Source organism: Rubrobacter marinus (assembly GCF_011492965.1).
In the GTDB taxonomy this organism is placed as follows: Bacteria; Actinomycetota; Rubrobacteria; order Rubrobacterales; family Rubrobacteraceae; genus Rubrobacter_F; species Rubrobacter_F marinus.
This window is the reverse complement of the sequence record NZ_CP045121.1, coordinates 719,577-742,293: the sequence shown is the minus strand read 5'-3', so window position 1 is coordinate 742,293 and position 22,717 is coordinate 719,577. Positions and strand designations below refer to the sequence as shown.

Annotated in this window: 23 protein-coding genes and 1 pseudogene; 3 read left to right on the top strand and 21 right to left on the bottom strand. The window is 69.7% G+C overall.

Features of this window, described 5'->3' with window-relative positions; all coding sequences use genetic code 11:
• Positions 1-236 precede the first annotated feature (236 nt).
• Genes GBA65_RS03725 through GBA65_RS03710 form a run of 4 tightly spaced genes read right to left on the bottom strand, consistent with a single transcriptional unit; the run spans position 237 to position 3,374 of the window.
• Positions 237-1,049 (bottom strand): hypothetical protein, encoded by an 813-nt coding sequence (locus tag GBA65_RS03725; RefSeq protein ID WP_166395440.1) that lies wholly within the window; start codon positions 1,047-1,049, stop codon positions 237-239.
• Entirely contained in the window at positions 1,046-1,726 is a 681-nt protein-coding gene (locus tag GBA65_RS03720) for a hypothetical protein (protein WP_166395439.1), read from the bottom strand. Before GBA65_RS03720 ends, GBA65_RS03725 begins: the two co-directional genes overlap by 4 nt.
• Positions 1,690-2,205 carry a CDP-alcohol phosphatidyltransferase family protein gene (locus GBA65_RS03715; RefSeq protein ID WP_166395438.1) on the bottom strand — a complete coding sequence of 172 codons (516 nt, stop codon included), beginning with the start codon at positions 2,203-2,205 and terminating at the stop codon, positions 1,690-1,692. The genes GBA65_RS03720 and GBA65_RS03715 overlap by 37 nt, the downstream gene beginning before the upstream one ends.
• On the bottom strand, positions 2,202-3,374 hold the full coding sequence (locus GBA65_RS03710; protein ID WP_166395437.1) for an AI-2E family transporter: 1,173 nt from the start codon (positions 3,372-3,374) through the stop codon (positions 2,202-2,204). Before GBA65_RS03710 ends, GBA65_RS03715 begins: the two co-directional genes overlap by 4 nt.
• Positions 3,375-3,663: 289 nt before the next feature.
• On the opposite strand from GBA65_RS03710, the gene GBA65_RS03705 reads away from it, so the two are divergent.
• A complete protein-coding gene (locus tag GBA65_RS03705) occupies positions 3,664-4,401 on the top strand; it encodes a hypothetical protein (protein ID WP_166395436.1) in 738 nt (245 codons plus the stop codon).
• 155 nt (positions 4,402-4,556) lie between these two features.
• Complete coding sequence (locus GBA65_RS03700; protein WP_166395435.1) at positions 4,557-5,234, top strand: site-2 protease family protein; 678 nt, start codon at positions 4,557-4,559, stop codon at positions 5,232-5,234.
• 146 nt (positions 5,235-5,380) lie between these two features.
• Here GBA65_RS03700 and GBA65_RS03695 read toward each other — a convergent pair whose 3' ends face one another.
• The 17 genes and pseudogenes from GBA65_RS03695 to GBA65_RS03620 form a co-directional block, all read right to left on the bottom strand.
• Positions 5,381-7,192 carry a sensor histidine kinase gene (locus GBA65_RS03695; protein WP_166395434.1) on the bottom strand — a complete coding sequence of 604 codons (1,812 nt, stop codon included), beginning with the start codon at positions 7,190-7,192 and terminating at the stop codon, positions 5,381-5,383.
• 70 nt (positions 7,193-7,262) lie between these two features.
• Positions 7,263-7,961 carry a response regulator transcription factor gene (locus GBA65_RS03690; protein WP_166395433.1) on the bottom strand — a complete coding sequence of 233 codons (699 nt, stop codon included), beginning with the start codon at positions 7,959-7,961 and terminating at the stop codon, positions 7,263-7,265.
• A gap of 57 nt (positions 7,962-8,018) precedes the next feature.
• Positions 8,019-9,839: a DEDD exonuclease domain-containing protein gene (locus GBA65_RS03685; protein WP_166395432.1), complete on the bottom strand. Its 1,821-nt coding sequence runs from the start codon at positions 9,837-9,839 to the stop codon at positions 8,019-8,021.
• Positions 9,829-10,872: a helix-hairpin-helix domain-containing protein gene (locus GBA65_RS03680; RefSeq protein WP_166395431.1), complete on the bottom strand. Its 1,044-nt coding sequence runs from the start codon at positions 10,870-10,872 to the stop codon at positions 9,829-9,831. The genes GBA65_RS03685 and GBA65_RS03680 overlap by 11 nt, the downstream gene beginning before the upstream one ends.
• Positions 10,873-10,937: 65 nt before the next feature.
• Positions 10,938-12,197 (bottom strand): molybdopterin molybdotransferase MoeA, encoded by a 1,260-nt coding sequence (locus tag GBA65_RS03675; RefSeq protein WP_166395430.1) that lies wholly within the window; start codon positions 12,195-12,197, stop codon positions 10,938-10,940.
• Positions 12,198-12,232: 35 nt separating this feature from the next.
• Positions 12,233-12,925: an urease accessory protein UreD gene (locus GBA65_RS03670; RefSeq protein ID WP_166395429.1), complete on the bottom strand. Its 693-nt coding sequence runs from the start codon at positions 12,923-12,925 to the stop codon at positions 12,233-12,235.
• Positions 12,926-13,022: 97 nt separating this feature from the next.
• Positions 13,023-13,703, bottom strand: a complete 681-nt coding sequence (ureG, locus tag GBA65_RS03665; protein WP_166395428.1) for an urease accessory protein UreG — start codon at positions 13,701-13,703, stop codon at positions 13,023-13,025.
• A 54-nt stretch (positions 13,704-13,757) separates the two neighbouring features.
• The gene (locus tag GBA65_RS03660) at positions 13,758-14,435 is read right to left on the bottom strand and encodes an urease accessory protein UreF (protein WP_166395427.1); all 678 of its coding nucleotides are present in this window, start codon (positions 14,433-14,435) and stop codon (positions 13,758-13,760) included.
• Positions 14,435-16,103 (bottom strand): annotated as a pseudogene (gene ureC, locus GBA65_RS03655) (urease subunit alpha). Before ureC ends, GBA65_RS03660 begins: the two are co-directional and overlap by 1 nt.
• Before the next feature lie 29 nt (positions 16,104-16,132).
• Positions 16,133-16,498: an urease subunit beta gene (locus GBA65_RS03650; RefSeq protein ID WP_166395426.1), complete on the bottom strand. Its 366-nt coding sequence runs from the start codon at positions 16,496-16,498 to the stop codon at positions 16,133-16,135.
• A gap of 7 nt (positions 16,499-16,505) precedes the next feature.
• Entirely contained in the window at positions 16,506-16,949 is a 444-nt protein-coding gene (gene cynS / locus GBA65_RS03645) for a cyanase (RefSeq protein WP_166395425.1), read from the bottom strand.
• Between the two features lie 19 nt (positions 16,950-16,968).
• Positions 16,969-17,271 (bottom strand): urease subunit gamma, encoded by a 303-nt coding sequence (locus GBA65_RS03640; protein WP_166395424.1) that lies wholly within the window; start codon positions 17,269-17,271, stop codon positions 16,969-16,971.
• 179 nt (positions 17,272-17,450) lie between these two features.
• Positions 17,451-17,639 (bottom strand): rhodanese-like domain-containing protein, encoded by a 189-nt coding sequence (locus tag GBA65_RS03635; protein WP_166395423.1) that lies wholly within the window; start codon positions 17,637-17,639, stop codon positions 17,451-17,453.
• A gap of 91 nt (positions 17,640-17,730) precedes the next feature.
• Entirely contained in the window at positions 17,731-19,626 is a 1,896-nt protein-coding gene (locus GBA65_RS03630; RefSeq protein ID WP_407691058.1) for a primary-amine oxidase, read from the bottom strand.
• A gap of 134 nt (positions 19,627-19,760) precedes the next feature.
• Positions 19,761-19,886 (bottom strand): hypothetical protein, encoded by a 126-nt coding sequence (locus GBA65_RS24960; RefSeq protein ID WP_266096539.1) that lies wholly within the window; start codon positions 19,884-19,886, stop codon positions 19,761-19,763.
• Positions 19,887-19,900: 14 nt separating this feature from the next.
• Positions 19,901-20,914 carry an alpha/beta fold hydrolase gene (locus GBA65_RS03625; protein ID WP_166395421.1) on the bottom strand — a complete coding sequence of 338 codons (1,014 nt, stop codon included), beginning with the start codon at positions 20,912-20,914 and terminating at the stop codon, positions 19,901-19,903.
• 52 nt (positions 20,915-20,966) lie between these two features.
• The gene (locus GBA65_RS03620) at positions 20,967-21,242 is read right to left on the bottom strand and encodes an FmdB family zinc ribbon protein (RefSeq protein WP_166395420.1); all 276 of its coding nucleotides are present in this window, start codon (positions 21,240-21,242) and stop codon (positions 20,967-20,969) included.
• A gap of 224 nt (positions 21,243-21,466) precedes the next feature.
• Between GBA65_RS03620 and fmdA the strand changes: the two genes are divergently transcribed.
• Positions 21,467-22,717, top strand: a complete 1,251-nt coding sequence (gene fmdA, locus GBA65_RS03615) for a formamidase (protein WP_166395419.1) — start codon at positions 21,467-21,469, stop codon at positions 22,715-22,717.

Here is a 22,717-nt window from a genome sequence, read left to right as displayed (position 1 = left end):
TATGAATTTGTGTTTAAAGGGGATCCATTCGTATCCCCCCTCCTAAGCTCGGCACTTTAGGGAAGCCCCCGCCTTGCGCAACGCCGACTTTGCATAGGTACAAATGACGTAGAAGGAGAACGTGGCTTAGATAAAGGGAATTCTTGTTTCCCTGCCGAAACGGTTTTTTAATAAATCTTAATACTCTTAACGGACGCGCAAGAAACCGTCTTCCGTGTCAACCCCCGAGGGGGGCGTCAGCGGGGCTTACGGTCGGTGAAGAAAGCCCTGCAAAGCGGCGAAGCATTGGCGGCCAGGAAGGAGACGGCGACGAACGGGAGGGCGGGGAGCGCGGTGCCGAGGAGCAGGCCGGTCAGCATGGCTGCAAGCACCGAGATGCAACCCAGCAAGAGGGTAGCGAGGGGTTTCAGGGCGAGGTACCCGGCGAGGGCGACGAAGAGGGCGAGGAAGACGAAGTCCGCGACGCCGAGGGCGAACCCCAGGGGGTAGCCGAAGGTCGGGTAGATCAGGAGCAGGAAGTCCAGGATCGGGGCGTCTTCGCGCACGAGGGCCTTCGTGGGGCCGGCGAAGACGCTGAACAGGTCGGAGGCGGAGGCGGCGACGGCGACGAGCAGGGCCGCCCCCAGGGAGGTGACCTGGCGGGCGAGGGCGAGGGCGAGCGAGACGGCGGCGGCTATCCTGAGGGCGTTTGCGAGGAGGAGCAGCGCGAGCGGCAGGGCCGCGGGCACGCCGAGGTCCTCCGGCCGGCCCCCGAGGTAGGCGGCGAGGGCGCCCCCGGCTCCTGCCGCGGCGCCTGCCAGCAGGAGAAGAGGCGTGCGGAGGCGCGCGTCGAGGGAGGCCAGGAGGCCGTAGACGAGGGCGCCCGAGGGGACGATGGCGAGGACGTAGGAGAGGATCTGCTCCGGGAAGGTGACGTCCTCGTCGCCGAGTAAGGGGAGCAGCCCAACGACGGCCGCGAGGCCGACGAGCCCGAGGATCGCGAGGGGGAGGCCGGGTACCGCCGCGAAGGGCGTCGCGCGCGGGCGCTCGCCGGGGGTTGCGGTAGTCACGCGCGGGCGCTTCCGTCGGGGGCGAGGTCGCGGAGGGCGAGGAAGGCCCGCCAGAAGCGGCGCTTCGCCTCATCGTCCTCGAGGGCGGGCGCGAGGTCGGGGAGCAGGAGGCCCGTCGTGCCCCTGGTCCAGGGGAAGTACGCCCCCTCGGTGGCCCGCAGGAAGGGGGTCTTGACGAGCGCGTGGCCCGCTTCGTCGATCGTGCGCGCCGCGCCGGGCCCCACCGCCACGAGGACCGCGGGCTCCAGGGAGAGCAGCTCCTCGCGCAGGGGGCCGGAGGGCGACCAGGTGAGGTACGCGGCGTCGAGGCCCACGGCGGCGAGGCTGCGGCGCAGGGCGTCGGCGAGCCGCGCGGAGCCGGCGGTGCTCGGCGCGGGGTGCGCGACCAGCGCGACGCCGGAGAGCGGGTCGCCCGAGGGGTACGGGAGGTCCGGGCGGGCGGCGCGCCGGGCCGTCGCCTCCGTCTCGTGCGAGACCTTGCCCCCGTAGTCGGGAGCGGCGCCGCGGGGCTGCTGGCGGGGCTGGGGGCGCGTCTGCTCCTTGGCACGCCGGGAGGCCCTACCTCGTCGCGCGGCGGACGTGGAGGATGCGCTGGACCGTGGTGACGAGGGCCCCGCGGCCACGAGGACCAGGCCGACGGTCAGGAAGCCGGCGATGGAGGAGAAGGAGAGGAGCACGACCCTCCCGCGCGCTCGAGGAGGCCCACCTCGCAGGGAATGCCGAGGCCCTCCGCGCGGGCGCGGGTGTAGGAGGTGCCCAGGGAGAAGGTCATGGCGACCCCGGCCAGCAGGGCCTCGTAGGGGGTGCCGACGGACGCGAAGTAGAAGATGATGCCCACGAAGACCGCCGACTCGGAGAGGCGATCCAGCGAGGAGTCGAGGAAGGCGCCGAAGCGGCTCATCCGGTTGGACTCGCGGGCGACCGCGCCGTCGAGGGCGTCGAAGAGGCCGGCGAAGAGCATGACGGCCCCGGCGACCCTCACGTACCCCGTCGCGAAGAGCGTCGCCGCCACGAGGGAGAACGCCCAGCCCGCGACCGTCAGTTGGTCCGGCCCGACCCTGAGCGCCGCGAGCAGCCTGACGAGCGGGTGCAGGAGGCCCCGCAGGGCGGCCTTGTAGGGGTAGGGCTGACCCGGTTCCCGGTGCGGCAGGTTCATCGTGGATCCTCCGTCTCCGCGGGGCTCCGCTGCCCCTCGCCCGCCGGCACGGCCTCGCGAGCCTCGTCGGGTCCCCCGGCGAGCACCTGGACGGGGGCCTTGCCCCAGCGCTCGAAGACGAGCGTCTCGCGGAGGTAGCGCCAGGCCGCGGAGATTATGGCGACGATGGGGACCGCGAAGACGGCGCCCACGATCCCGTAGAGGGCGGTGGCGGCGAGGGTCGCGAAGAGCACCCACAGTGGATGGACGCCGGTGGTGCCGCCCATGACGCGCGGCACGAGGACGTTCCCCTCCAGCTGCTGGGCGACGAGGAAGAGGGCCGCGACGATCAGGGCCTGGGTAAAGTCGCCCATGAACAGCGGGATCAGGACGGCCGGGATCGCGCCCAGAAAAGCGCCGAGGACGGGGATGATCTCCGTCAGGCCGACCCACAGACCGATGAGGAGCGCGAACCGCCCGCCGGTGAAGTAGACGATGGCCCAGCCGAGCACGCCCATGATCGCGCAGAGCAGAAGCTGCGCCCTGAGGTACTTGACGAGCGCCCCCTCCACGGCGCGGAAGAGCCCCGCCGCCTGGCTCCTCACCGTCCGGGGCACCGCGCGCAGGGTGGCGCGCGAGATCCTCTCGCGGTCGAGCAGCAGGTATATGGAGATGATGAGCATGAGCAGCAGGTTGAGCAGCGTGCCGAAGACCCCGAAAACCCCTCCTATGAAGCCGAGAGCGCCATTCAGGATCTGTCCTGCCGACGGCGCGTTGCTGCTCGCGAGCTCGACGAGCCTCTCCCGGTCTATGGAGGAGACGCGCTCCCCGACGTAGGGCAGCTCGCGCGCACGCTCCACGAGCCCCGCCACCCCGTCCGCGAACGCCGTCGGGTCGCGCACGAGGGCCTGTATCTGCCCGACCGCCGGGATTATGAGGACGAGCGCCGCGAGGAGCACCGCCGCCGTGAGCCCGAGAAACACCCCGAGCACGGCCACTACCCTGGGGACGCCCAAGGTCTCCAGGCGGCGTATGAGGGGGTTCAGGGCGTAGGCCAGAACCCCGGCCAGCAGGAAGGTGAGGAGGACGCCGCCGATCTGGCGGACGAACGTGAAGAGCAGCAGGGCGCCCACCGCGATGAAGATGTACTGTAGGTAGGTCGAGACGACCAGCTTCTTCGTCGTAGGCACCCGGCTCCTAAACCTCCGCGAGACGTCCCCTGAGTATATGCCTTCCCGTCCCGGGTGGCCCCTCTCGACTTCTATATAGATACCGGTGGGTGCCAAGCGGATAACAAGAAAGTGCCAAGTCCCTTTACACGATGGCCCAAATTACGTATAGTGCCGCACCAGTATGCGAGGGGGCAACACAAAACGTGCCCAACATGTTGGGTTTGGGTACACGGGCGCGTCGGTTCTGGAAGAGAGCCGGCGGCGCCCCGTGCGTGCCCGCCGAGCCCCCGAGGGCTCCAGGTCTCCCGTGCCGCGTCCCGCGGGGAGGCGCGTACCGCGGCGCACGCGCGACCCGAAGGTATACAGGCGCCGGAGGCTGCTCGCGGTCGGCCTCGCCGTTCTGGCCGCGCTGGCGGTCGTGGTCGCCGCGTTCGCCCAGACCTCGGGGGCCGAGAACCAGGCCCTCCCCATAGACCCGAACAGCGCCGAGACGGACACGGTCCTCGCCGAGGCGGCGGGGCTCCCGATTTCGAGCCCGGTGCGCCCGGAGGAGATCACGGGCCTCGGCTACCACCCGGAGGGCGAGAGCCTCATCGAGATGTCCCCGCGCGGGGAGAACCTCTCGGCGAACGTCTTTCTGGGGCTCGTGACGACGGGTTCGACGCCGGAGAAGCTGCGCTACCACGTCATGCCCCCGGCCTCCAGGCTGGGCTCGCGCACCGGCGCCCTTGACGTAGGGGCCGAGGCCGGCACGACCGTCTACTCCCCGGTGAACGGGACCGTGGTCGCGATACGCCCGGACCCCGTGCTCCAGGACGGGGCGAAGGTCGTCGAGATAAAGCCGGTGGACGCGCCGGATCTCCGCGTCTCCGTCTCACTTGTGGGGGATATCGACGCCGAGGTCGGTCCGAAGGCCCCGGTGACGGCCGGTATCACCGCGCTCGGGAGCGTGGCCGACTCGGCGGAGGTCCTCAAGCCCCAGCTCGCGGAGTACACCTCAGGCTCGGGCAACCACGTCACGGTCTCGGCCTCCAGGGTCGACTAGAGCGGCTTGCGGAAGCCGCTTCCGCGACCACGCCCCTCGACACTTCGGCCTCCCGGTTCTCCTGCGGGTAGAGAGCTCGCTCGCGTCCCGAGGGCCTACTCTCTGGGGCTCGCTGCGACGCTTCCGCCGTCTCGCCAAGCCGTGGGGTACGCCTCGTGTTGCTGAGCGCCTTCAACCTGAGCCCGCTCTTCGCGGTGATGTTGATCATGGGGTTCGTGCTGGGGATCACGGTGCACGAGGCGGCCCACGCGTTCACGGCCTGGCGGCTCGGCGACAGCACGGCCTACCGGCAGGGGCGGGTCACCCTGAACCCGGCCGAGCACCTCGACCCGCTGGGGAGCGTGCTGCTCGTCGTCGCGGGTTTCGGCTGGGGGAAGCCGGTCCCGGTGGACGCCTCCAGAATCCGGGGCGGCGTGTGGGGCCCGGTCGCGGTGGCGTTCGCCGGTCCGGCCTCGAACCTCGCCGTGCTCGTGGTCTGCGCGGCGCTGTACAGGCTCGCGGTCTTTCAGGAGGGGTTCTTGCTCGTCACGATAGCGGCCTTCGCGTTCACGAACGCCCTGCTGTTCGTGTTCAACCTGATCCCCATCCCGCCGCTGGACGGCTCCAAGATCCTCTACCCGTTCCTGCCGCGCGCCCTGAACGGCTTCGTGGGCTTTATGAACGAGTACGGCCCGTACGTCCTGCTGGGCCTGGTGCTGCTCGGCTACTTCCTGTCGAGGGTGCCGCCGTTCTACGTCTCCCCCCTCAGCTTCATCATCTCGTCCATGCTGCAGCCGCTCTACCTGGCCCTCGCGCTGCTGGGGGTGCCCGTCCCCCCGCCGCCGCTGTTCTAGGGTGCGGTTCGTAAGGGAGAATCAAGGGACGAAAGTGGGGCAACACCGGTCCGCGGGGAGGGGGGAGAATCCACGAACCAAGGGTTGCCCCGAAACCTATTTTACATCCAAAGGTTAGTTTGCGGTAGAGGAAATACGGGCGCGGTCTAGGAGACGTTTGAGCGCTGCGGCGCCCGTTCCTCGAGCCCTTCGGCCCCGTCGTCGAGGGGGAGCTCGACGGTGAACGTGCTGCCGACGTCGGGCTCGCTCTCGACGCAGATGTCCCCGCCGAGGTGCTGCGCGATCTCCCACGCGAGGGCGAGGCCGAGGCCGGTGCCGTCGGCGCGGGAGGAGCCCTGGGCGCGGTAGAAGCGCTCGAAGATGTGCCGGATCTCGGTCTGCGGGATGCCGCAGCCGCGGTCGCGGACGCTGACCGTAGCGTGCCCGTCCTCGCGGCGGAGGTGGACGTCCACCGGCGCCGTGCCCTCCGGCCCGCCCGAGTACTTCAGGGCGTTGTCCAGGAGGATGGCGAGCATGCGGTGGAGCTGGGTCGGGTCCGTCCTCACCGGCGGGACGTCCCCTTCGAGGTGGAGGCGGATCTCGCGCCCCGTGTAGGCGAAGTCCCGCTTGAGGCCGTGCAGGAGCTCTTCGAGGTCGACCTCCTCGAGCCGGAAGGTGACGGCGTTCGCGTCGAGGCGCGAGAGGTCGAGGAGGGTCTTGGCGAGGTTCTGCAGGCGCTCCGTGGCGCCGCGCATGGCCTTGAGGAAGTCCCGCCGCGTCTCCTCGTCCTCCTCGTCCTCCATCATCTCCAGGTAGCCCGAGAGGGCGAAGAGGGGGGTCTTGAGCTCGTGGGAGGCGTTGGCGATAAACTCGGCCTTCGCCCGTTCGACCTGGCGCTCCTCGGTGACGTCGCGCAGGATCGCGAGCGCCCCGTCCTCCAGGGGGGCGGCGCGGACCTCGATGATCCGATCCCCCGCCTCGACCTCCGGCTCCGCGACGGGGCCGCCGGAGAAGCGGCTCTTGGCGAGGACCTCCTGCAAGCGCTCGTGGAAGGCCGGCTCCGAGTTCTCCAGAAGCTCGCGGGCGCGGGGGTTCAAAAAGGTCGCGTTCAGGTCGCGGTCGACGCCCACCACAGCGTCGGTCATGCCGTCGAGGATCGCCTGGCTTCGCGTCTTCTCCTGCTGGAGCTGGCGAAAGGCGCCCTTGAGGGAGGAGGCCATCGCGTTGAACGTGGCGCCCAGGGAGCCGACCTCGTCCTCCACGCGGGTCGTGATGCGCTCGTCGAAGTTCCCCGACGCCAGGCGGCGGGCGGCGCCGTCGAGGCGGTTCAGGCGGCGCGAGATCAGGTTCGCCACCACGTAGCCGGAGAAGCCGGAGATGAGCAGGGCGAGGGTGCCGGCGAGGAGGGCGAGCCGGTTGATCCTCTGCAGGGCCGTGTCCACGTTCAGGTCGCTCTCGGTGTAGACCCTGGAGAAGACGAGGGCCGCGTTCTCTTCGCCCGTCACCTCTATGGGCGAGGCGTAGGTGGCGAGCGTCCGGTCCCCGCTCTCGTTGCCCCCGATGGCCATCAGCCCCGTCTCGGACTGCCGCGCCGCCAGCGCCTCCGTCACGACGCCGCGGTCGAAGTCGGTGAGGTTGCCCCTCACGCGCTCCCCCGTCTCACCGCGCACGATGCCCCAGCTCACGCCGCGGTTGGCCGCGAACCTCGCTATGCTCTGCTCGGTGATCGAGGGGTCGCCCGGCTGCGTCTGGTCCTCGAACTGGTTCCCCACGGCCTGCTCGAAGCTGCGCTCCGCCGAGCGCTCCAGGATCTCCCCGATGGTCCCGGTGACGATGGAGTACGCCGTCACGCAGGCGAGCGCGGTGACGAACAGAAAGAGCGCCGTAAGCCAGACCTGGATGCTTACGCGGGGGCGCTGGAGCTTCTTGCCGAGCCTCAGCGCCCCGAGCCTCCGCCGGAGCCCGGTCAGGGGATCCAAGACCCCCTTGCTCCCGTTTCTTGCGGAGAGCCCCCTCTCCGCGCGCTTATTGACGGTAAAGAGTCGGTCCTTAACGGAAGACATATCCGACACCCCGTGCGGTGTGGATGAACTCGGGGTTTCGGGGGTCGCGCTCGATCTTCTCGCGCAGGTGGCGTATGTGGACGTCGACGGTGCGCTCGTCGCGGAACTCGTCGCCCCACACGCGCGTCAGCAGCGTGCTCCGGGAGAAGACGCGCCCCGGGCTGGAGGCGAGCGTCACCAGAAGCTCGAACTCCGTGTAGGTCAGGTCCACGTCGTTCCCGGCGACGTTCACGCGGCGGCTGGGCAGGTGGATCCTCAAGCCGTCGTAGGAGAGCTCCTCCTGGCTCTTGCCGGCCGGCACGGAGACGCGGCGCATGATGGCGCGCACCCTCGCCACGAGCTCCCTGACCGCGAACGGCTTCGTCACGTAGTCGTCCGCCCCGAGCTCCAGCCCCACCACCCGGTCGATCTCGTCGTCCTTGGCGGTGAGCATGATGATCGGGACCTCGCTCTGGGACCGTATCCTGCGGCACACCTCGGTCCCGTCTATCTTCGGCAGCATGATGTCCAGGATCATGAGGTGCGGCTCGTAGGAGGAGAACGCCTCGAGCGCCGCCTCCCCGTCCCCCACCGCGTGTACCGCGAAGCCTTCTCGCTCCAGGGCGTGTACGAGCATCTTCTGGATGGACGGCTCGTCGTCCACCAGAAGTATCCTGCGCGTCGCCCCCTGTACACCCTGCGCCATGCCCTAACCGGTCCTTCGTCGTACCTTAAAAATCCCTAGCATATGGCGCTTATTCTATCATGCCCCCGCGGAATCCCCGGCCGCCGCCTCGGCCAACTCCGCCACCCGGAGCACGGTCGCGGCGAGGTCTCCGGCCGCCGAGAGGCGCACGGCCTCCACGGGCTGGCCCTGCCTCTTGAGGTAGGAGGCGACCACCCGCGCCTCGTCGGCCTTCCGGGGGCCGACGATCTCGTCGTCGTAGCCGTCGAGAGCCTCCGCGGCGAAGAGCTCGAGGCCCTCCGCGTCCGAGGGCTCGAACCCCCCGTGGGCGACGAGGCGCCCGTTCGAGAGGACGAAGACCTCGACGACGCCGGGCTCGGTCGAGGGGGCCACGACCGCCTGCACCCCCTCGGCGCTCACGATGGAGCGGGCGAGCCGGATGCGCTGTATGCCTGCTATAAGGTCGCGCAGGCGCGCCGCGCCCTCGAACTCAAGGGCGGCGGCGAGCTTGCCGCGCTCGGCGACAAGGGCCTTCAGGTGCTCCTCGCCGCCCTCGCCGCGCAGCAGCGCCACGAGTGGCTCCATCACGGCCTCGCGGTACTCATCCCGGCCCATCCCCATGCACGGGGCGCAGCGGCCCATCTGGCCGTAGAAGCAGGCCTCGCCCCCCGCGTCCCCGTCGCACCTTCTGAGGGGGAAGATCCTGCCCAAAGCCTCCACGCAGGTATCGAGCACGCCGGCGCTGCGGTACGGGCCGAGGCGTACTACGCCCTCGCGGGCCTCCTCTGTGCGGGGGACCCTCTTCGGGAGGGGGTACGGCTCGTTCCCGTCGAGCTCCAGAAACCACGACGCCTTCTGGCCGCGCCCGGCGCGGTTGTAGCGGGGGAGGAGGCGTTTGATCTCCCGGTCCTCGAAGATCAGGGCCTTCAGCTCCGTCTCGGTCTCCGTGTAGCGGACCTCCGCGACCTCCTGGACGAGGCGCCCGATCTTGCGCCGCCCGTCGCCGCCGTTGAAGTAGGTCCTCACGCGCGCCTTGAGGTCCTTCGCCTTCCCCACGTACAGGACGGTCTCGTCCTTGTCCACGAAGTAGTAGACCCCGGGCGTGCGCGGCAAGGGCTCGGCCAGGTGCCCCTTCTGCGGCTTCACCCGCGTGCGCGACGCCTTCAAGCCGACCGCCTCGCCGACGCTCCCGACCCCGGCGGACTTCAAGAGCTTGAGGAGCTTCAAAAAGACCTCGGCCGTCGCGGCGGCGTCGGCTAGCGCCCGGTGGTTGGGGACCGTCCGGATCCCGAAGTGCGAGACGAGGGAGGCGAGCCGGTAGCGCTTGAGCCCGGGCACGAGCGTGCGCGAGAGCTTGAGGGTGTCGAGGATGGGGTTCGGGAGGGGCTCCCCGCCCCGCGCGGCGGCGACGAAGGAGCAGTCGAAGTGGACGTTGTGCCCGACCACCACCGCCCCCTCGACGAACTCCTCGAAGAGCGGCATCACCTCCGACGAGGTCGGCGCGCCCGAGACCATCCTGTCTGTGATGCCGGTGAGCCGGACCACGAACGGCTCGATGGGGCGCTCGGGGTTGACGAGGGAGGAGAACCTGTCCACCACGAGCCCGCCCTGCACCTTGACGGCCCCGATCTCGGTGATGCCGCCCTTCCCCGCGGAGGAGCCGGTCGTCTCCACGTCGAAGACGACGTAGGGGGCCTCGTCCAACGGGAGCGACTCTGCGTCGACCGTGCGGAGGGCGCCCGTGGCGTCCCACCGGAACCTCGGGTCCCCCTCCACGAGCTTCTCGACGTGCGCGCGGGCGTCGCCGTTGAGTTCGGGGAGGCGGAGCAGTTCGGTGGAGATCTCCTCCGCCCCCACGGGTCCACGGTCCTTGACGAACCCGTAGAAGCTAGGAGGCACGGACCTCCGTCCCGTTGCCGTTGACCATGCCTTCGTTGATCGCGGCCTCGGCGATCGTGCGGGCCTGCGTCTCCGTGACCCCCTCGACCGCGACGAGGTTCCCGTAGGTGTACTCGTGATCCAGCAGCCCGCTGGCGAGCACCCGGGCGCGCGTCTTCTCCCCCACCCCGGGGAGCTTGACCATGTGGAAGATCTTGCCGCGGTGTATGCGCAGGGCGCGCACCCCGGCGAGCTTCTCGCCCCGGACGAGCACGCGCTTCAAAGTATCCGCGAAGAGCGCCACCTGCTCCGGGTAGTAGACGCTCCGGCCCATCAGCGACGGCGTCATCGGCACCGGGTGCAGGAGGTTCGCGTTGCGCAGCGTCGTGTGCCCCGGCGGCTCGTTGGGGCCGAGCGGGTCGGGGTCGCCCAAAGCGCGGGCACGGGCGGCGTGCTCCTCGACCTGGGCCTCGAGGTCGCCGGAGAGGTCCAGCTCCGTCTGGACCGGCGCGCCGCGAAAGCGGTCGTTGCGGTTGGCCGCGTGGAGGAAGCGGCGCGGGCTCCTCTCGTTCTTGTAGAACTCGACCACCGCCAGGGCCCGCTTCTCGCCGATGCCGGGCAGGCGGGCGAGGGCCTTGGCGTCCTCGGCCTCGATCATCTCGCGAAGCTCGTCGGGTTCGGCGGCGTCGGCCGCCTTCGCCGCGGCCCTCTTGTCCACGCCGCGCACCATCTCCAGCATGCCGTTCACGCTCTCGGGGTCCACGCCGCGCCTGAGGTGGTTGATCTTGCGGGCTCCGGTGAACGGGCTGTTCTCCTCCCAGTGCCAGATAAACTCGCGCACCCGCTCGACCGCCGCGGCGTCCTCGGGGACGAACTCTATCGTCACCCCGTTGCCGATGTAGCGGCCGTTGGCCCCCGGCAGGTGCTCGGCGGCGGCCTGGACCTGCACCTTGACGGTCGGGGAATAGAAGGAGAAGTGAACCGGGAGCCCCGGCGCGACCTCCTTCATCATCCGACGGCGGAAGATGTTGTCCTCGAAATCAGACCCGATCATTAGAACTCGATTCTACCACCGACGACCATGCTTCCCGCCCACGGGTGCCCGGCGAAGGCCCTGGCCTAGAACCCCGGGACAGCCCCGAGCAGCACGTCTTCGCGCAGGACGATGGCCTCGACGGGCTCCCCGGCGCGCACGCCCTCGGACTCCGGCCCGATGAGTGCCAGGGCGTCGGCCTTCGTCAAGGAGCTGACGAGCCCGGAGCCCTGGGCGCCGACGGACTCGGCCCGAAGCCCCTTCTCCGTCCGCGTCAGGGTCACGCGCATAGCGTGCATCCTGCCGAACTTGTTCTCGACGTCGTCGTCGAAGTAGACGCTCACGCGGGGGCGGCGCCGGTCCTCGCGGCCGGTCATCGCCATGAGGGCGGGCCGGACGAAGAGCTCGAAGCAGACCATCGCGGAGACGGGGTTGCCGGGGAGGCCGAAGAAGCGGGCCGAGCCCTCGGCGTCGTCGCGGGCGCCGAAGAACACGGGCTTGCCGGGCTTGAGCTTGACGCCCCAGAAGACCTGGCTCACCCCGAGGTCCAGCAGCGTGCTCTTGACGAGGTCCTTCTCTCCCACCGAGACCCCGCCGCTCGTGACCACGACGTCGGCGTCCTCCAGGGCCTCCTCCACGGCGGCGCGCAGGACGTCCGCGTCGTCGGAGGCGGCGGAGACGCGGCGGGCGTCGGCGCCGGCTTCGAGGGCCTGCGCAACGAGGGCGTAGGAGTTCGAGTCGAAGATCTCGCCGGGCGCGAGCTCGCGAGCGCCCGGCTCGACGAGCTCGGTGCCGGTCGCGAGGACTACTACCTTCGGGCGCCGGTAGACGGGGAGCTCGCCGTAGCCCTGCGTGGCGGCGAGCGCGATCTCGGGCACGCCTACCTCCGTCCCGGCGGCCAGGATGAGGTCGCCCTCGTGGACGTCGCCGCCGCGCTCGCGGACGTTGTTGCCGGCGGGAGCGCCCTTCTTGAGCTCGAACCTCTCGCCCCATCCCGAGGTGTTCTCGACCATGACGACCGCGTCGGCGCCGTCCGGGATGACGCCGCCGGTGAAGATCTTGATCGCCTCCCCCTCTCCGACGCTCCCCTCGGCCGGACGCCCCGCCGGTGCCTCGTCGACGACCTCGAAGACGCGACCGGCCTCGGCGTCGGCGCTCCGAACGGCGTAGCCGTCCACCGCCGAGTTGTCGAAGGGCGGCGAGTCGAAGCGGGCGTACAGGTCCTCGGCGAGCGCGAGGCCCCGCGCCTCGACGAGCGGAACCATCTCTACGGGCAGCCTCCGCGCGTTCTCCAGGATGAGCCGCACGGCGTCGTGGTGGTCTGTCAGCTTCTGGAAGAGTTGCATCGCCCTACCCCTGTCTAACGCTCGTTTCCGCCAAGCTACCACACCTCCCTGACCGGCGGCGCCAGCCCGAGACGCGCCCTCGACAGCGCCCGGCAAACGTTTAACGCCCGATATAGAGCGGTGGCGTCGCGCGCGAGGACGCGGACCGCGCAGAGCCCGGACGAGGGGGCGCTCGCGGAGGCGAGGACGCGTGGGGCGCCGGGGAGGAGGGCATGGTGCAGCTCGTCCGCGAGCGGCGCGAGGTCCAAAGGGGCGAGGACGTAGAGCCCGGCGAGGTAGGAGTAGCCGCCGAAGGGCTCGCCGCCCGCGGGGAGGTCGAAGCCGTCGACGACCTCGGGGAGGCCGTCTCGCATGATGCGCGTCCGGGAGGAGAGGCGTGCGTAGGCGAACCTCTCGCCGCGCGCGACGCGGCCGGCGTCCCAGGTGAGGAGGATCGCGCCCTTCGCGAGGCGTATCCTCGTCTCCTGGCGGTAGTTCGAGGAGGCGTAGGGGATCAGGTGGTGGGGCATGTACTCCAGCGCGGCGCCCTCCCCCACCTCGAAGGCCGCGTCCTGACGGGCCTCGGGCCCCCCGTAGGCCTTGTTCGCCGCCTGGGTGAGGACCGTGGCAGAGGAGCCGGGGGCGAGGGAGACCTCCATCCCCAGCTCGTCCCCGCCGAGGATGCCGCCGGAGGGGTTGGTGACCTGGACCTCGGCGGCGCCGGAGCCGTCCCCGTAGCCCGCGCGCACCGACCCGAACGGCGCCCCGGCGTAGCGGCCGGCCAGGACGGTCTTCCCGCCGCGCTCCTCGAAGGAGAGCCGGAGGAGCCCGCGCTGGCCCGCTCGCCTAGTGAGCGTGCGCGCCGTCGCCGTGATGGTGGTCGGCCCGGGCGGTGGAGGTGGCGGGGACCCACTCGCGGTGCTCGACGGCCGCCCGGACCCAGCCGACGACGTCCTCCATGCCGTCGCCGTGGAGGACGGAGGCGAAGAGGGTAGGGGCCTCGCCACGCAGGGCTCTCGCGTCGCGGTCCATGACCGAGAGGTCGGCGCCTACGAGGGGGGCAAGGTCAGTCTTGTTGACGATCAAGAGCTCGGAGCGGGTGACACCGGGGCCCCCCTTGCGCGGCACCTTGTCGCCGCCGGCTACGTCGATCACGTAGATGGAGGCGTGCACGAGCTCCGGGCTGAAGGAGGCGGCGAGGTTGTCGCCGCCGCTCTCGACGAAGACGAGGTCGAGGGGCGCGAAGTCGCGCTCCAAGGCCTCGACGGCCTCGAGGTTCATGGAGACGTCGTCGCGGATGGCGGTATGAGGGCACCCCCCGGTCTCGACGGCCGCCACCCGGCCCTCCGGGAGGACCGCGGCCCTCTGCAAGAACTCGGCGTCCTCGCGGGTGTAGATGTCGTTGGTGACGGCGGCGAGCTCGAGCTCGCCGCCCAGCCGGCGGCAGAGCTCGGCGACGAGCGCGGTCTTGCCGGAGCCGACCGGCCCGCCGACTCCGAGCCTCAGGGGTCCTTCTCTTCTAAGCATCCTTGTCCTCCTCGATACGTAACCGGAACGTGAGGAGCCGCGCGACTCGGGCTCTCACGAGATGTACAACCGCGTCCGCTGGCGCTCGTGCAGCATGGAGCGGACGTCCACCGCCGGGGCGAAGGCGTACATGTCGTCCGCCTCCAGCCCGGCGCTCTCCTCCGAGGCCTTCAGAAGCGCCTCCGCGAGCCCGAACAGGATCCTCTGCGCCGCGCCTCCGCCCAGGGGAATGAGCTTCTGCCCCGCCGCCACGAGCGAGGCGGCGCTCGCGTAGAGGTAGGCGAGCACGGCCTCGTCCGCCCCCATGCCGAGCGCGGGCGCGGCTGCCCCGTAGCCGACCGCCGCATTCCCCGGCGTCTCCCCGGCGCGCGCGGCCCGCGTTAGGGCGAGGAGCGTCCCGTCCTCGACGCCTAGGGCTACCACGCTCGCGAGGAAGCGGCGTCCCGTGGAGGAGCTCGCCGCGCGGAGCTCGCGGGTGAGCTTGGTCGCCGAAAGGAGAGCGTCTACCCGGAACAACTCTTCGAGATCGGCGGCGTACGCAGCCCGCAGGGCGACGCAGTCCGAGGTGGCGAGCGAGGAGAGGTGGAGCCGCGCGAGGCGGTCGAGGTCCTCTGCGCCGGCCAGCTCCCCCGCTTCGTAGAAGGCTTCGAGGCCCATCGAGTGCGAGAAGGCGCCGGTCGGGAAGGCGGTGTCGGAGACCTGGAGGGCGCGCAGTAGGGGGGCGCCGCGCATCAGAACAGGAAGTACCGTTGGGCCAGGGGGAGCTCGGCGGCGGGCTCCGAGGTCAGGACCTGCCCGTCCACCCGTACCTCGTAGGTCTCGGGGTTTACCTGTATGTCCGGCAGGAGGGCGTTGTGGACCATGTCGGTCTTCTTCAATGTTCGGGTGTTCCGCACGGGGACGAGCGTTTTCCTCAGGCCGAGTAGTTTCGCCAGGCCGTTCTCCGTGGCGGCCCCGGAGACGAAGGTGAGGCTGGTCTGCGACGGGGCGGCCCCGAGAGCGCCGAACATGGGGCGTCCGAAGACGGGCTCGGGGGTCGGGATGGAGGCGTTCGGGTCGCCCATCTGGGCGTGGGCGATAAAGCCGCCCTTGAGGACGAGGTCCGGCTTGACGCCGAAGAACGCCGGGCTCCAGAGGACGAGGTCCGCGAGCTTGCCCACCTCGACGGAGCCGACGTGCTCGGCGACCCCGTGGGTTACGGCCGGGTTGATCGTGAGCTTGGCGAGGTAGCGCTTGACGCGGTGGTTGTCGCTGCGCTCGGAGTCCTCGGGCAAGGGGCCGCGCTGCGCCTTCATCTTGCTCGCGGTCTGGAGCGTGCGGATCCAGACCTCCCCGACCCGCCCCATCGCCTGCGAGTCCGACGAGATCATGCTGAGCGCCCCTATGTCGTGCAGCACGTCCTCGGCGGCGATGGTCTCGGCCCTGATCCGGCTCTCGGCGAAGGCGACGTCCTCGGGCACGTCGCGGCTGAGGTGGTGGCAGACCATGAGCATGTCGAGGTGCTCGTCGACGGTGTTGGCGGTGTAGGGGCGGGTCGGGTTGGTCGAGCTCGGCAGGACGTTCGCCTCGCCCGAGAGCTCGATGATGTCCGGGGCGTGGCCGCCGCCGGCGCCCTCGGTGTGGTAGGTGTGGATCGTGCGCCCCTCGAAGGCCGCCTTCGTGTCCTCCACGAACCCCGACTCGTTGAGGGTGTCGGTGTGGATGGCGACCTGCACGTCCGTCTCGTCGGCGACGCCGAGGCAGGTACGGATGGCCTGCGGCGTCGTCCCCCAGTCCTCGTGCAGCTTGAGGCCGCACGCCCCGGCGAGGACCTGCTCGCGCAGGGCCTCCGGGTTCGAGGAGTTGCCCTTGCCGAGGAAGCCGAAGTTCAGGGGCAGGTTCTCCACGGCGCCGAGCATGCGCGCGAGGTTCCAGGCGCCGGGGTGCAGGTCGTGGCGTTGGTGCCGGTGGCCGGGCCGGTACCGCCCCGATCATGGTGGTCACGCCGCTCGCGATCGCGTGGTCGGCCTGCTGGGGGAGATGAAGTGGATGTGGGCGTCGATGGCGCCGGCGGTGAGGAGCCTGCCCTCGCCGGCGAGGATCTCGGTCGAAGCCCCGATCTCCACCGTCACCCCGTCCATCGTGTCCGGGTTGCCGGCCTTGCCGATGGCGGAGATCCGGCCGTCCCTCACCCCACGTCCGCCTTGTAGATGCCGGAGTGGTCCATCACGAGCGCGTTGGAGACGACGAGGTCCATCGCCCCCTCCGCGCGCGTCGCCGTCCCCTGCGCCATCCCGTCGCGCACGGACTTGCCGCCCCGAAGACGGCCTCCTCCCCCGCGAGCGTGAGGTCCCGCTCCACCTCCACGACGAGCGAGGTGTCCGCGAGGCGCACCCGATCCCCGGCCGCGGGCCCGAACATTCCCCCGTAGCGCCTCCTCGAGAGCCCGCTCAACCCGCGAACCCCCTCTCGCGCGCCCGCTCCAGCGCCGCCTCGCGCACCCCCGGATCGTCCAAAGCGCCCTCGACGAGGCCGTTGAAGCCGCGCACGATTCGGCGCCCGCCGATGGGGACGATCTCCACCTCCCTCTCGTCGCCCGGCTCGAAGCGCGTGCTCGTGCCGGCCGGGATGGCGAGGCGCGCCCCGTACGCGCGCTCGCGGTCGAAGCGCAGAGCCCTGTTCGTCTCGAAAAAGTGAAAGTGGCTGCCGACCTGGATCGGGCGGTCGCCCGTGTTGGCGACCGTGAGGGTCGTCGTCTCGCGGCCGACGTTGATCTCGACCTCGCCCTCGTTCGGGAGCATCTCGCCGGGGATCATCGGCCCTTCAGCTCCACTGGTATGGGAGGAATTTTCCCTCGTAGGTGATCTTTACGCGGTCTCCCCCCTCGTGCTCGACGCGCTCGATCTCCATGTTGAAGTTGATGGCGCTCATGATGCCGTCGCCGAACTCCTCGTGGATGAGGGCCTTGATGGTCGTGCCGTAGACCTGCGTGATCTCGTGGATGCGGTAGATCGTGGGGTCGGTCGGCACGTCGGTGTCCAGCGAGCCGCGCATCGGGACCTCCTGCAAGACCGGCGCGGCTTCCGAGGGCAGGTCCATGAGGTCCACCACGGTCTCGGCCGTCCCGGCGTCCATCGGATGCTGGCCGAGGAGGGCGGCGGTCGTCCAGACCTTGGGCTTGCCGAGCTTCCCGGCGATGGCGGCGAAGGTGAGGCCCTTCTCGCGCCTGGATTCCAGAATAAGCTCGGTCACGTCTTCGCGGATCAAGCGGTCCTCCCCTTCTCCCTCAAATTATCGGGTCGTGAACTGCGACTAGCTTCGTGCCGTCCGGGAAGGTGGCCTCGATCTGGACCTCGTGGACCATCTCCGGCACCCCATCCATAACGTCGTCGCGGCCCAGGATCGTCGCCCCGAAGCTCATCAGGTCGGCCACGCTCCGGCCGTCGCGGGCGCCCTCCAGAAGCTCGGCGCTTATGAGTGCGACCGCCTCGGGGTAGTTGAGCTTGAGACCGCGGTCGCGCCGCCGACGGGCCACCTCGGCGGCCGTGAAGATCATCAGCTTCTCCTGCTCCATGGGCGAGAGCTTCACGGCCCCTCCTCCGGCGTCGCCTGCACCCCTCCTACGGAGGCTCGGAGCATCTTAGGACCTGGCACCTCGTGCCGTCTCCGGCCCGCGGGCTAAATGGGACGGCTCTCCGGCGCCGCATCTCCTGGACATCCGTACAACGGGGCGCGGAGGCGGGGGCGGCCCCTCCGCGCCCCTTGGGGCTAGCTCGCTACCTTTTGCGGCGCGCCCCTCTCCATGGGCAGGTCACCGGCGCGCGACCACCCGTTCCGGGAGCCGAAGCAGGTCCGGACGTTGTCGTAGCCGAGCATTTTTATGGCGAGGTAGGTGTTCGAGGTACGGGCGCCTTTGAGGCAGTAGAGGATCGTGGGCTTGTCCCTGGCCACGCCCATCTACTCGAGCATCTTCTCGACCTCGGTAAGGTCCCCGTATCAGCCCTTGTCTGGACCACGGGGGCGCCGAGACGCGCGCCCCCGCTCCCCTCTAACCGTGGTGGTGGCAGTGACCGCTCCCTCCGGGTGGCGGCACGTCGAGCGCCGGGTTCTCGTCGAAGAAGCCGGCCGGTTGCAGGGCGAAGCCGGCGTACTGGGCCGGCATGACGGGCCAGTCCTCGAGCCGTGCCGTGTGGTGGGACCCGAGGGTGTACCAGAGGACGACGTCGGTATCCCGTATCGAGCGGTCGTCCTTCGTGTACTCGGGCAGCCCCGCGCCGCCCTCGTGCTGGTTGGGGTAGTCGCCGGCGGCGTGCATCTCGGAGGGCTCGTACGGGGTGGCCCATAGGTGCTTCGTGGTAAAGGCTGCCCTCGCCATGACGTAGGCCTCGGGGAGGGCGAACGGCAGGACGTTCGTGTGCGGGACGAGCTTGTAGGCCACGGGCTCGCCGACGGCGTTGAGGGAGGAGTGGTTGACGACCTTCCAGTAGCGCGCCGACATCGGGTCGACGATCTGCTGGGCCTCCTTCTCGCTCTCGAGCAGGGTGCTCCTGGCGAAGAAGGCGTTGCCGTGCGGGTTGTCCTCTCCCGTCTCGGCCTCCGTGTGCACCTCGTAGAGGGAGTTCGTGGGGCCGTCCACGTCCATGTCGAGGCGGAGGTTGAAGAGGTGCTGGTGGATGGGGGCGTAGAGGCCGTCGTCGTTGAGGGTCTGGCCGTACTTCCGCTTCTCTCCGGGCTGGAGAGCGCCGGTCGAGACGATGCCGGTGAGCTTGACCTCGAACTCGATCTTGCCGTCGAGGTAGAAGTACCAGTAGAAGCCGTACTCGTAGTTGGCGACCGTCGCGATAAACGAGGCGACGAAGCGGCGCGAGCGGCGGACCTCGGCCTTCTCCGTGCGGAAGTCGGTGTGCTTCCAGAGCATCCCGAAGTCCTCTTCGTGCAGGCAGACGGCGTTCTTCATCGTCACCGGGTTGCCGTGGCCGTCGGAGACGACGGCGTCGAGGTAGCGGATCTCGCCGAGACAATCGCACCCGAGCTCGAGCGCGTTCGCCAGGACCCCGATGTTGTACTCCCCGGCGTCGAAGGCGTTCTTGCGGTACTGCACGGGGGACGGGTCGCCGTAGGGCACGACCATCTCCGAGATCGAGGCGCGGTAGAGGATCGAACGCTCCCTGCCGCGGTCGTTGTACGTCACGTTGTGCAGCACGAGCCCCTCGCGCGGGGTGTAGCCGAGGCGGAAGCGCCACTTCTGCCAGCGGACCTCGTGGCCGTCCAGCCCGAAGCTCGGGCCCTCTGGCTGCGTGATCTCGATCGGCTTCAGGTCCTCGCGAAGGGCACCGACGTCCTCGGGCGAGTAGTTGCCCCTCTTCTGCGGCACGGGGACGACGCCGTAGTCCTCGACGCGCACGACCTTCATCTCGTTGAGGTCCATCACGACCACGACGTTGTCCACGGGGTGCGCGTACGGGTTGTCGTCCGGGTCGAGCTTAACGTAGACGAGGGCGCGGATCAGACGCCGCCCCTCGGCGTCCTCGCCGTAGTAGCCGGCCGACCAGGGATCTACGCAGACGAGCTCGAGATCCTCGATGCCGCGCTTCGCCATCGCTTCCTTGAACGACGGGTCCTCCTTGCACGCCCGCTCGCTCTCGTCGAACTCGTCGAGCAGGACCCCCGGCTGCACCCCGGGCACGTGCTCCCACGAGGTGACGCTCCCCTCGGAGAGCGAGACCACCGCCTCGTAGGTCTCCCCGTCGGGGTCCATCGCCACCACGTCCGCCTCGCGGTCGAAATCCCTACCGCCGGCCTCGAACCTCAGCACGTTCTCCTTGTGGGGCTCCCTCAGCACGATCCCCGCAAAGCGCCACCCCTCGCCGACGTAGCCCTCCCGGCGCAAGACCTCCGCTGCGGCCGAGATCTCCTCGGCGCTCAACGGCTCCAGCGGATGCATGGCCGTGGTCTTCTTCGTCTCGGACACGAAACCCTCCTCTCGTCGGGTCGGCGCGTGTCCCGCGCACCGTCCATCACCACGAGCATTCTGCGGCTGGCGGCGTCCCTACGCAACAAAAGGTACACGTCCTCCCGCTACGCCGGCGCGGTCCCCGGCTTGCGGCCGAGCGCGATGGGCTTCTTGCACTCGTCCTCGCGGTCCTTCTCCAGGGCGCAGCAGAGGGAGCAGATCTCCGTCTCGTGGTAGGTGCAGGTCGCCACGATGAGGGGCCGCGCTAGGTGGCCAGGAGCTCCTTGAGGGCTTCGTCGATGAACTTGGCGTCGACGGGGTTCTGGCCGCCGCCGGCGAAGTGGCCCCAGACGCCCGGGATCACGCGCAGCTCGGCGTTCTTCATGCGCCGGACGGCGTACTCCTCGTCCTCCGGCGGGAAGTACAGGTCCTTCTCGGCGGGCATGACGATCGCCCGGGCCTCTATGGAGGCGAGCGCCTCGTCGTAGCCGCCCCCGAACCCAGGGGTCGCGCTTATGTCCCCGTGCTGCCAGGTCCAGAGCATCGTCAGGAGGTTGTTGGCGTCGCGCCCGTCGAGGAAGAAGCCCTCCCAGAAGCCGACCAGGAAGTCCTCCAGGGAGGAGTAGCCCATCTCCCCGTAGACCCGGTCCCAGTAGAAGGCCTGGGAGAATCCCCAGCCGGCGTAGACGCGGGCCATCGCGCGCAGGCCCTTCGTGGGCTGCTCGTCGTACCAGCCGTGGTTCCACGCCGCGTCCGCCGTCAGCGCGGCCTTCACGCCCTCCAGAAACACGATGTTGTGCTCGCTGGTCTTCGCCGAGCCGCAGAAAGGCGCGATCTTCGGGACCATCTCCGGGAAGCTCATCGCCCACTGGTAGGTCTGGCCCGCGCCCATCGACCAGCCGGTAACGAGGGCCAGATGCTCGATGCCGAAGACCTCGGTGACGAGCCTGTGCTGGACGGAGACGTTGTCGTGGACGGTGACGCGGGGGAAGCGGGCCTTGTCGTAGGGCGGCGGGGTGTTGCTCGGGGAGCTGGACAGGCCGTTCCCGAGCATGTTCGGGACGATGATGAAGTACCGCTCCGGGTCGAGGGCCATGCCGGGCCCGATCAGCCACTCGTTCTCCCAGTGCCGCCCGGAGTACCACGTCGGGTAGACGATGGCGTTGCTCTTCTCGGCGTTCAGCGTGCCGTAGGTCTTGTAGGCGAGCTTCGCGTCACGGAGCGTAGCCCCCCTCTGGAGGACGACGTCGCCGAGCTCGAACACCTCGTGGTCGTTCACCGCATGGCCTCCTTCTTGGATGGGGTAGCGCCCGTCGCCGCTCGGTGCGGGCCTAGTGTCCGATCTGCCAAGGCCTGCCGCCGCCGCGCGCGGGACCGGGCCGGGCCGCCTCCCCGGTCTTCTTTACCACCTTCGGCTCCGAGCCCCTCTCGTTGATGAGCCGGGCCTTCCTCTCGGCGGCGGAGACCGAGACCACGCCGGGCATCGAGTACACGCGGGGCGCCTCGGCTCCGCAGGCCGGACACCCCCGGGACCCGCCCGCCTCGCCGAAAGAGAGGAACTTCTCGAAGGGGCCGCACGCCTCGCAGCAGAACTCGTACAGGGGCAACCAGGGTCTCCGTTCCCACGCGTTCACGCCGTACGGTCGGCAGCTTATCCCACGCCAGGGGCTCGCGTAAGAAGAGGGTGGCCGAACCCCTCCGGCCGCGCGGCCGGAAATCTGGCGCACGGGGCCAAAGACTCAGGATACATGTGGGTACTATCGTTGCTAAGATGTCGCCGAAAGGGAGAGCGTCCGGTGAGCACCCGGACGAGAAAGGGGCGTAACGGAAGATGCCGCAGAACGTCTTTCCGATAGACCAGACCAAGAGCATGTTCGAGCAGGAGACCCCGGGGCACAACCGCTGGCACCCCGAGATTCCCGAGATAGCGACCGTCCGGCCCGGCGACGACTTCCGGATGGACTGCCGCGAGTGGACGGACGGCCAGATCAAGAACTCCGACGACGCCAACGACGTGCGCGACGTGGACCTGATGCGCTGCCACGTCCTCTCGGGGCCGGTCTACGTCGAGGGGGCCGAGCCCGGCGACGTCCTCGTCGTGGACATCCTCGACCTCGGCCCGCACCTGCCCGGGACCGCCCCCGACGAGCTCGCCGGGGCCTCGTGGGGCTACACCGGCATCTTCGACAAGACGAACGGCGGCGGCTTCCTCACCGACCACTACCCGGACGCCCACAAGGCGATCTGGGACTTCAAGGGCATCTTCGCCACCTCCCGCCACGTCCCCGGCGTCCGCTTCGCCGGCCTCTCCCACCCCGGCCTCATAGGCTGCGCCCCCTCGGCCGACCTCCTCGCCGAGTGGAACCGCCGCGAGCGCGCCCTCATACAGACCGACCCGGACCGCGTCCCGGCGCTCGCCCTGCCGCCGAACCCGGAGAACGCGCTCCTCGGAACGTTGCCTCAGAGCGAGTTCGACAGGGTCGCCGCCGAGGCGTGCCGGACCGTACCGCCGCGCGAGCACGGCGGGAACGTGGACATAAAGAACCTCTCCCGCGGGACCCGGATCTACTTCCCCGTCTACGTCGAGGGGGCGAAGCTGTCGCTGGGCGACCTCCACTTCTCGCAGGGGGACGGGGAGATCACGTTCTGCGGCGCCATCGAGATGGGCGGCTTTATCGACCTCGGGGTGGACCTCATAAAGGGCGGCGTCGCCAAGTACGCGATGACGAACCCGATCTTCAAGCCCGGCCCCGTCGAGCCCCGCTACTCCGAGTTCCTGATGTTCGAGGGCATCTCGGTGGAAGAAGACGGGACGAACCGCTACATGGACGCCACCGTCGCCTACCGGCGGGCCTGCCTCAACGCCATCGAGTACCTCAAGACGCTCGGCTACACCGGCGAGCAGGCGTACCTGCTGCTCGGCGCGGCGCCGGTGGAGGGCAGGATCGGGGGCATCGTCGACATCCCCAACTGCTGCGCGACCGTCGGCATACCGACCGAGATCTTCGACTTCGACGTCTACCCGTCCGACGCCGACCTGGTGACCCGAGACCTCGGCCGCCAGGCCAGCACGACCGGCTAG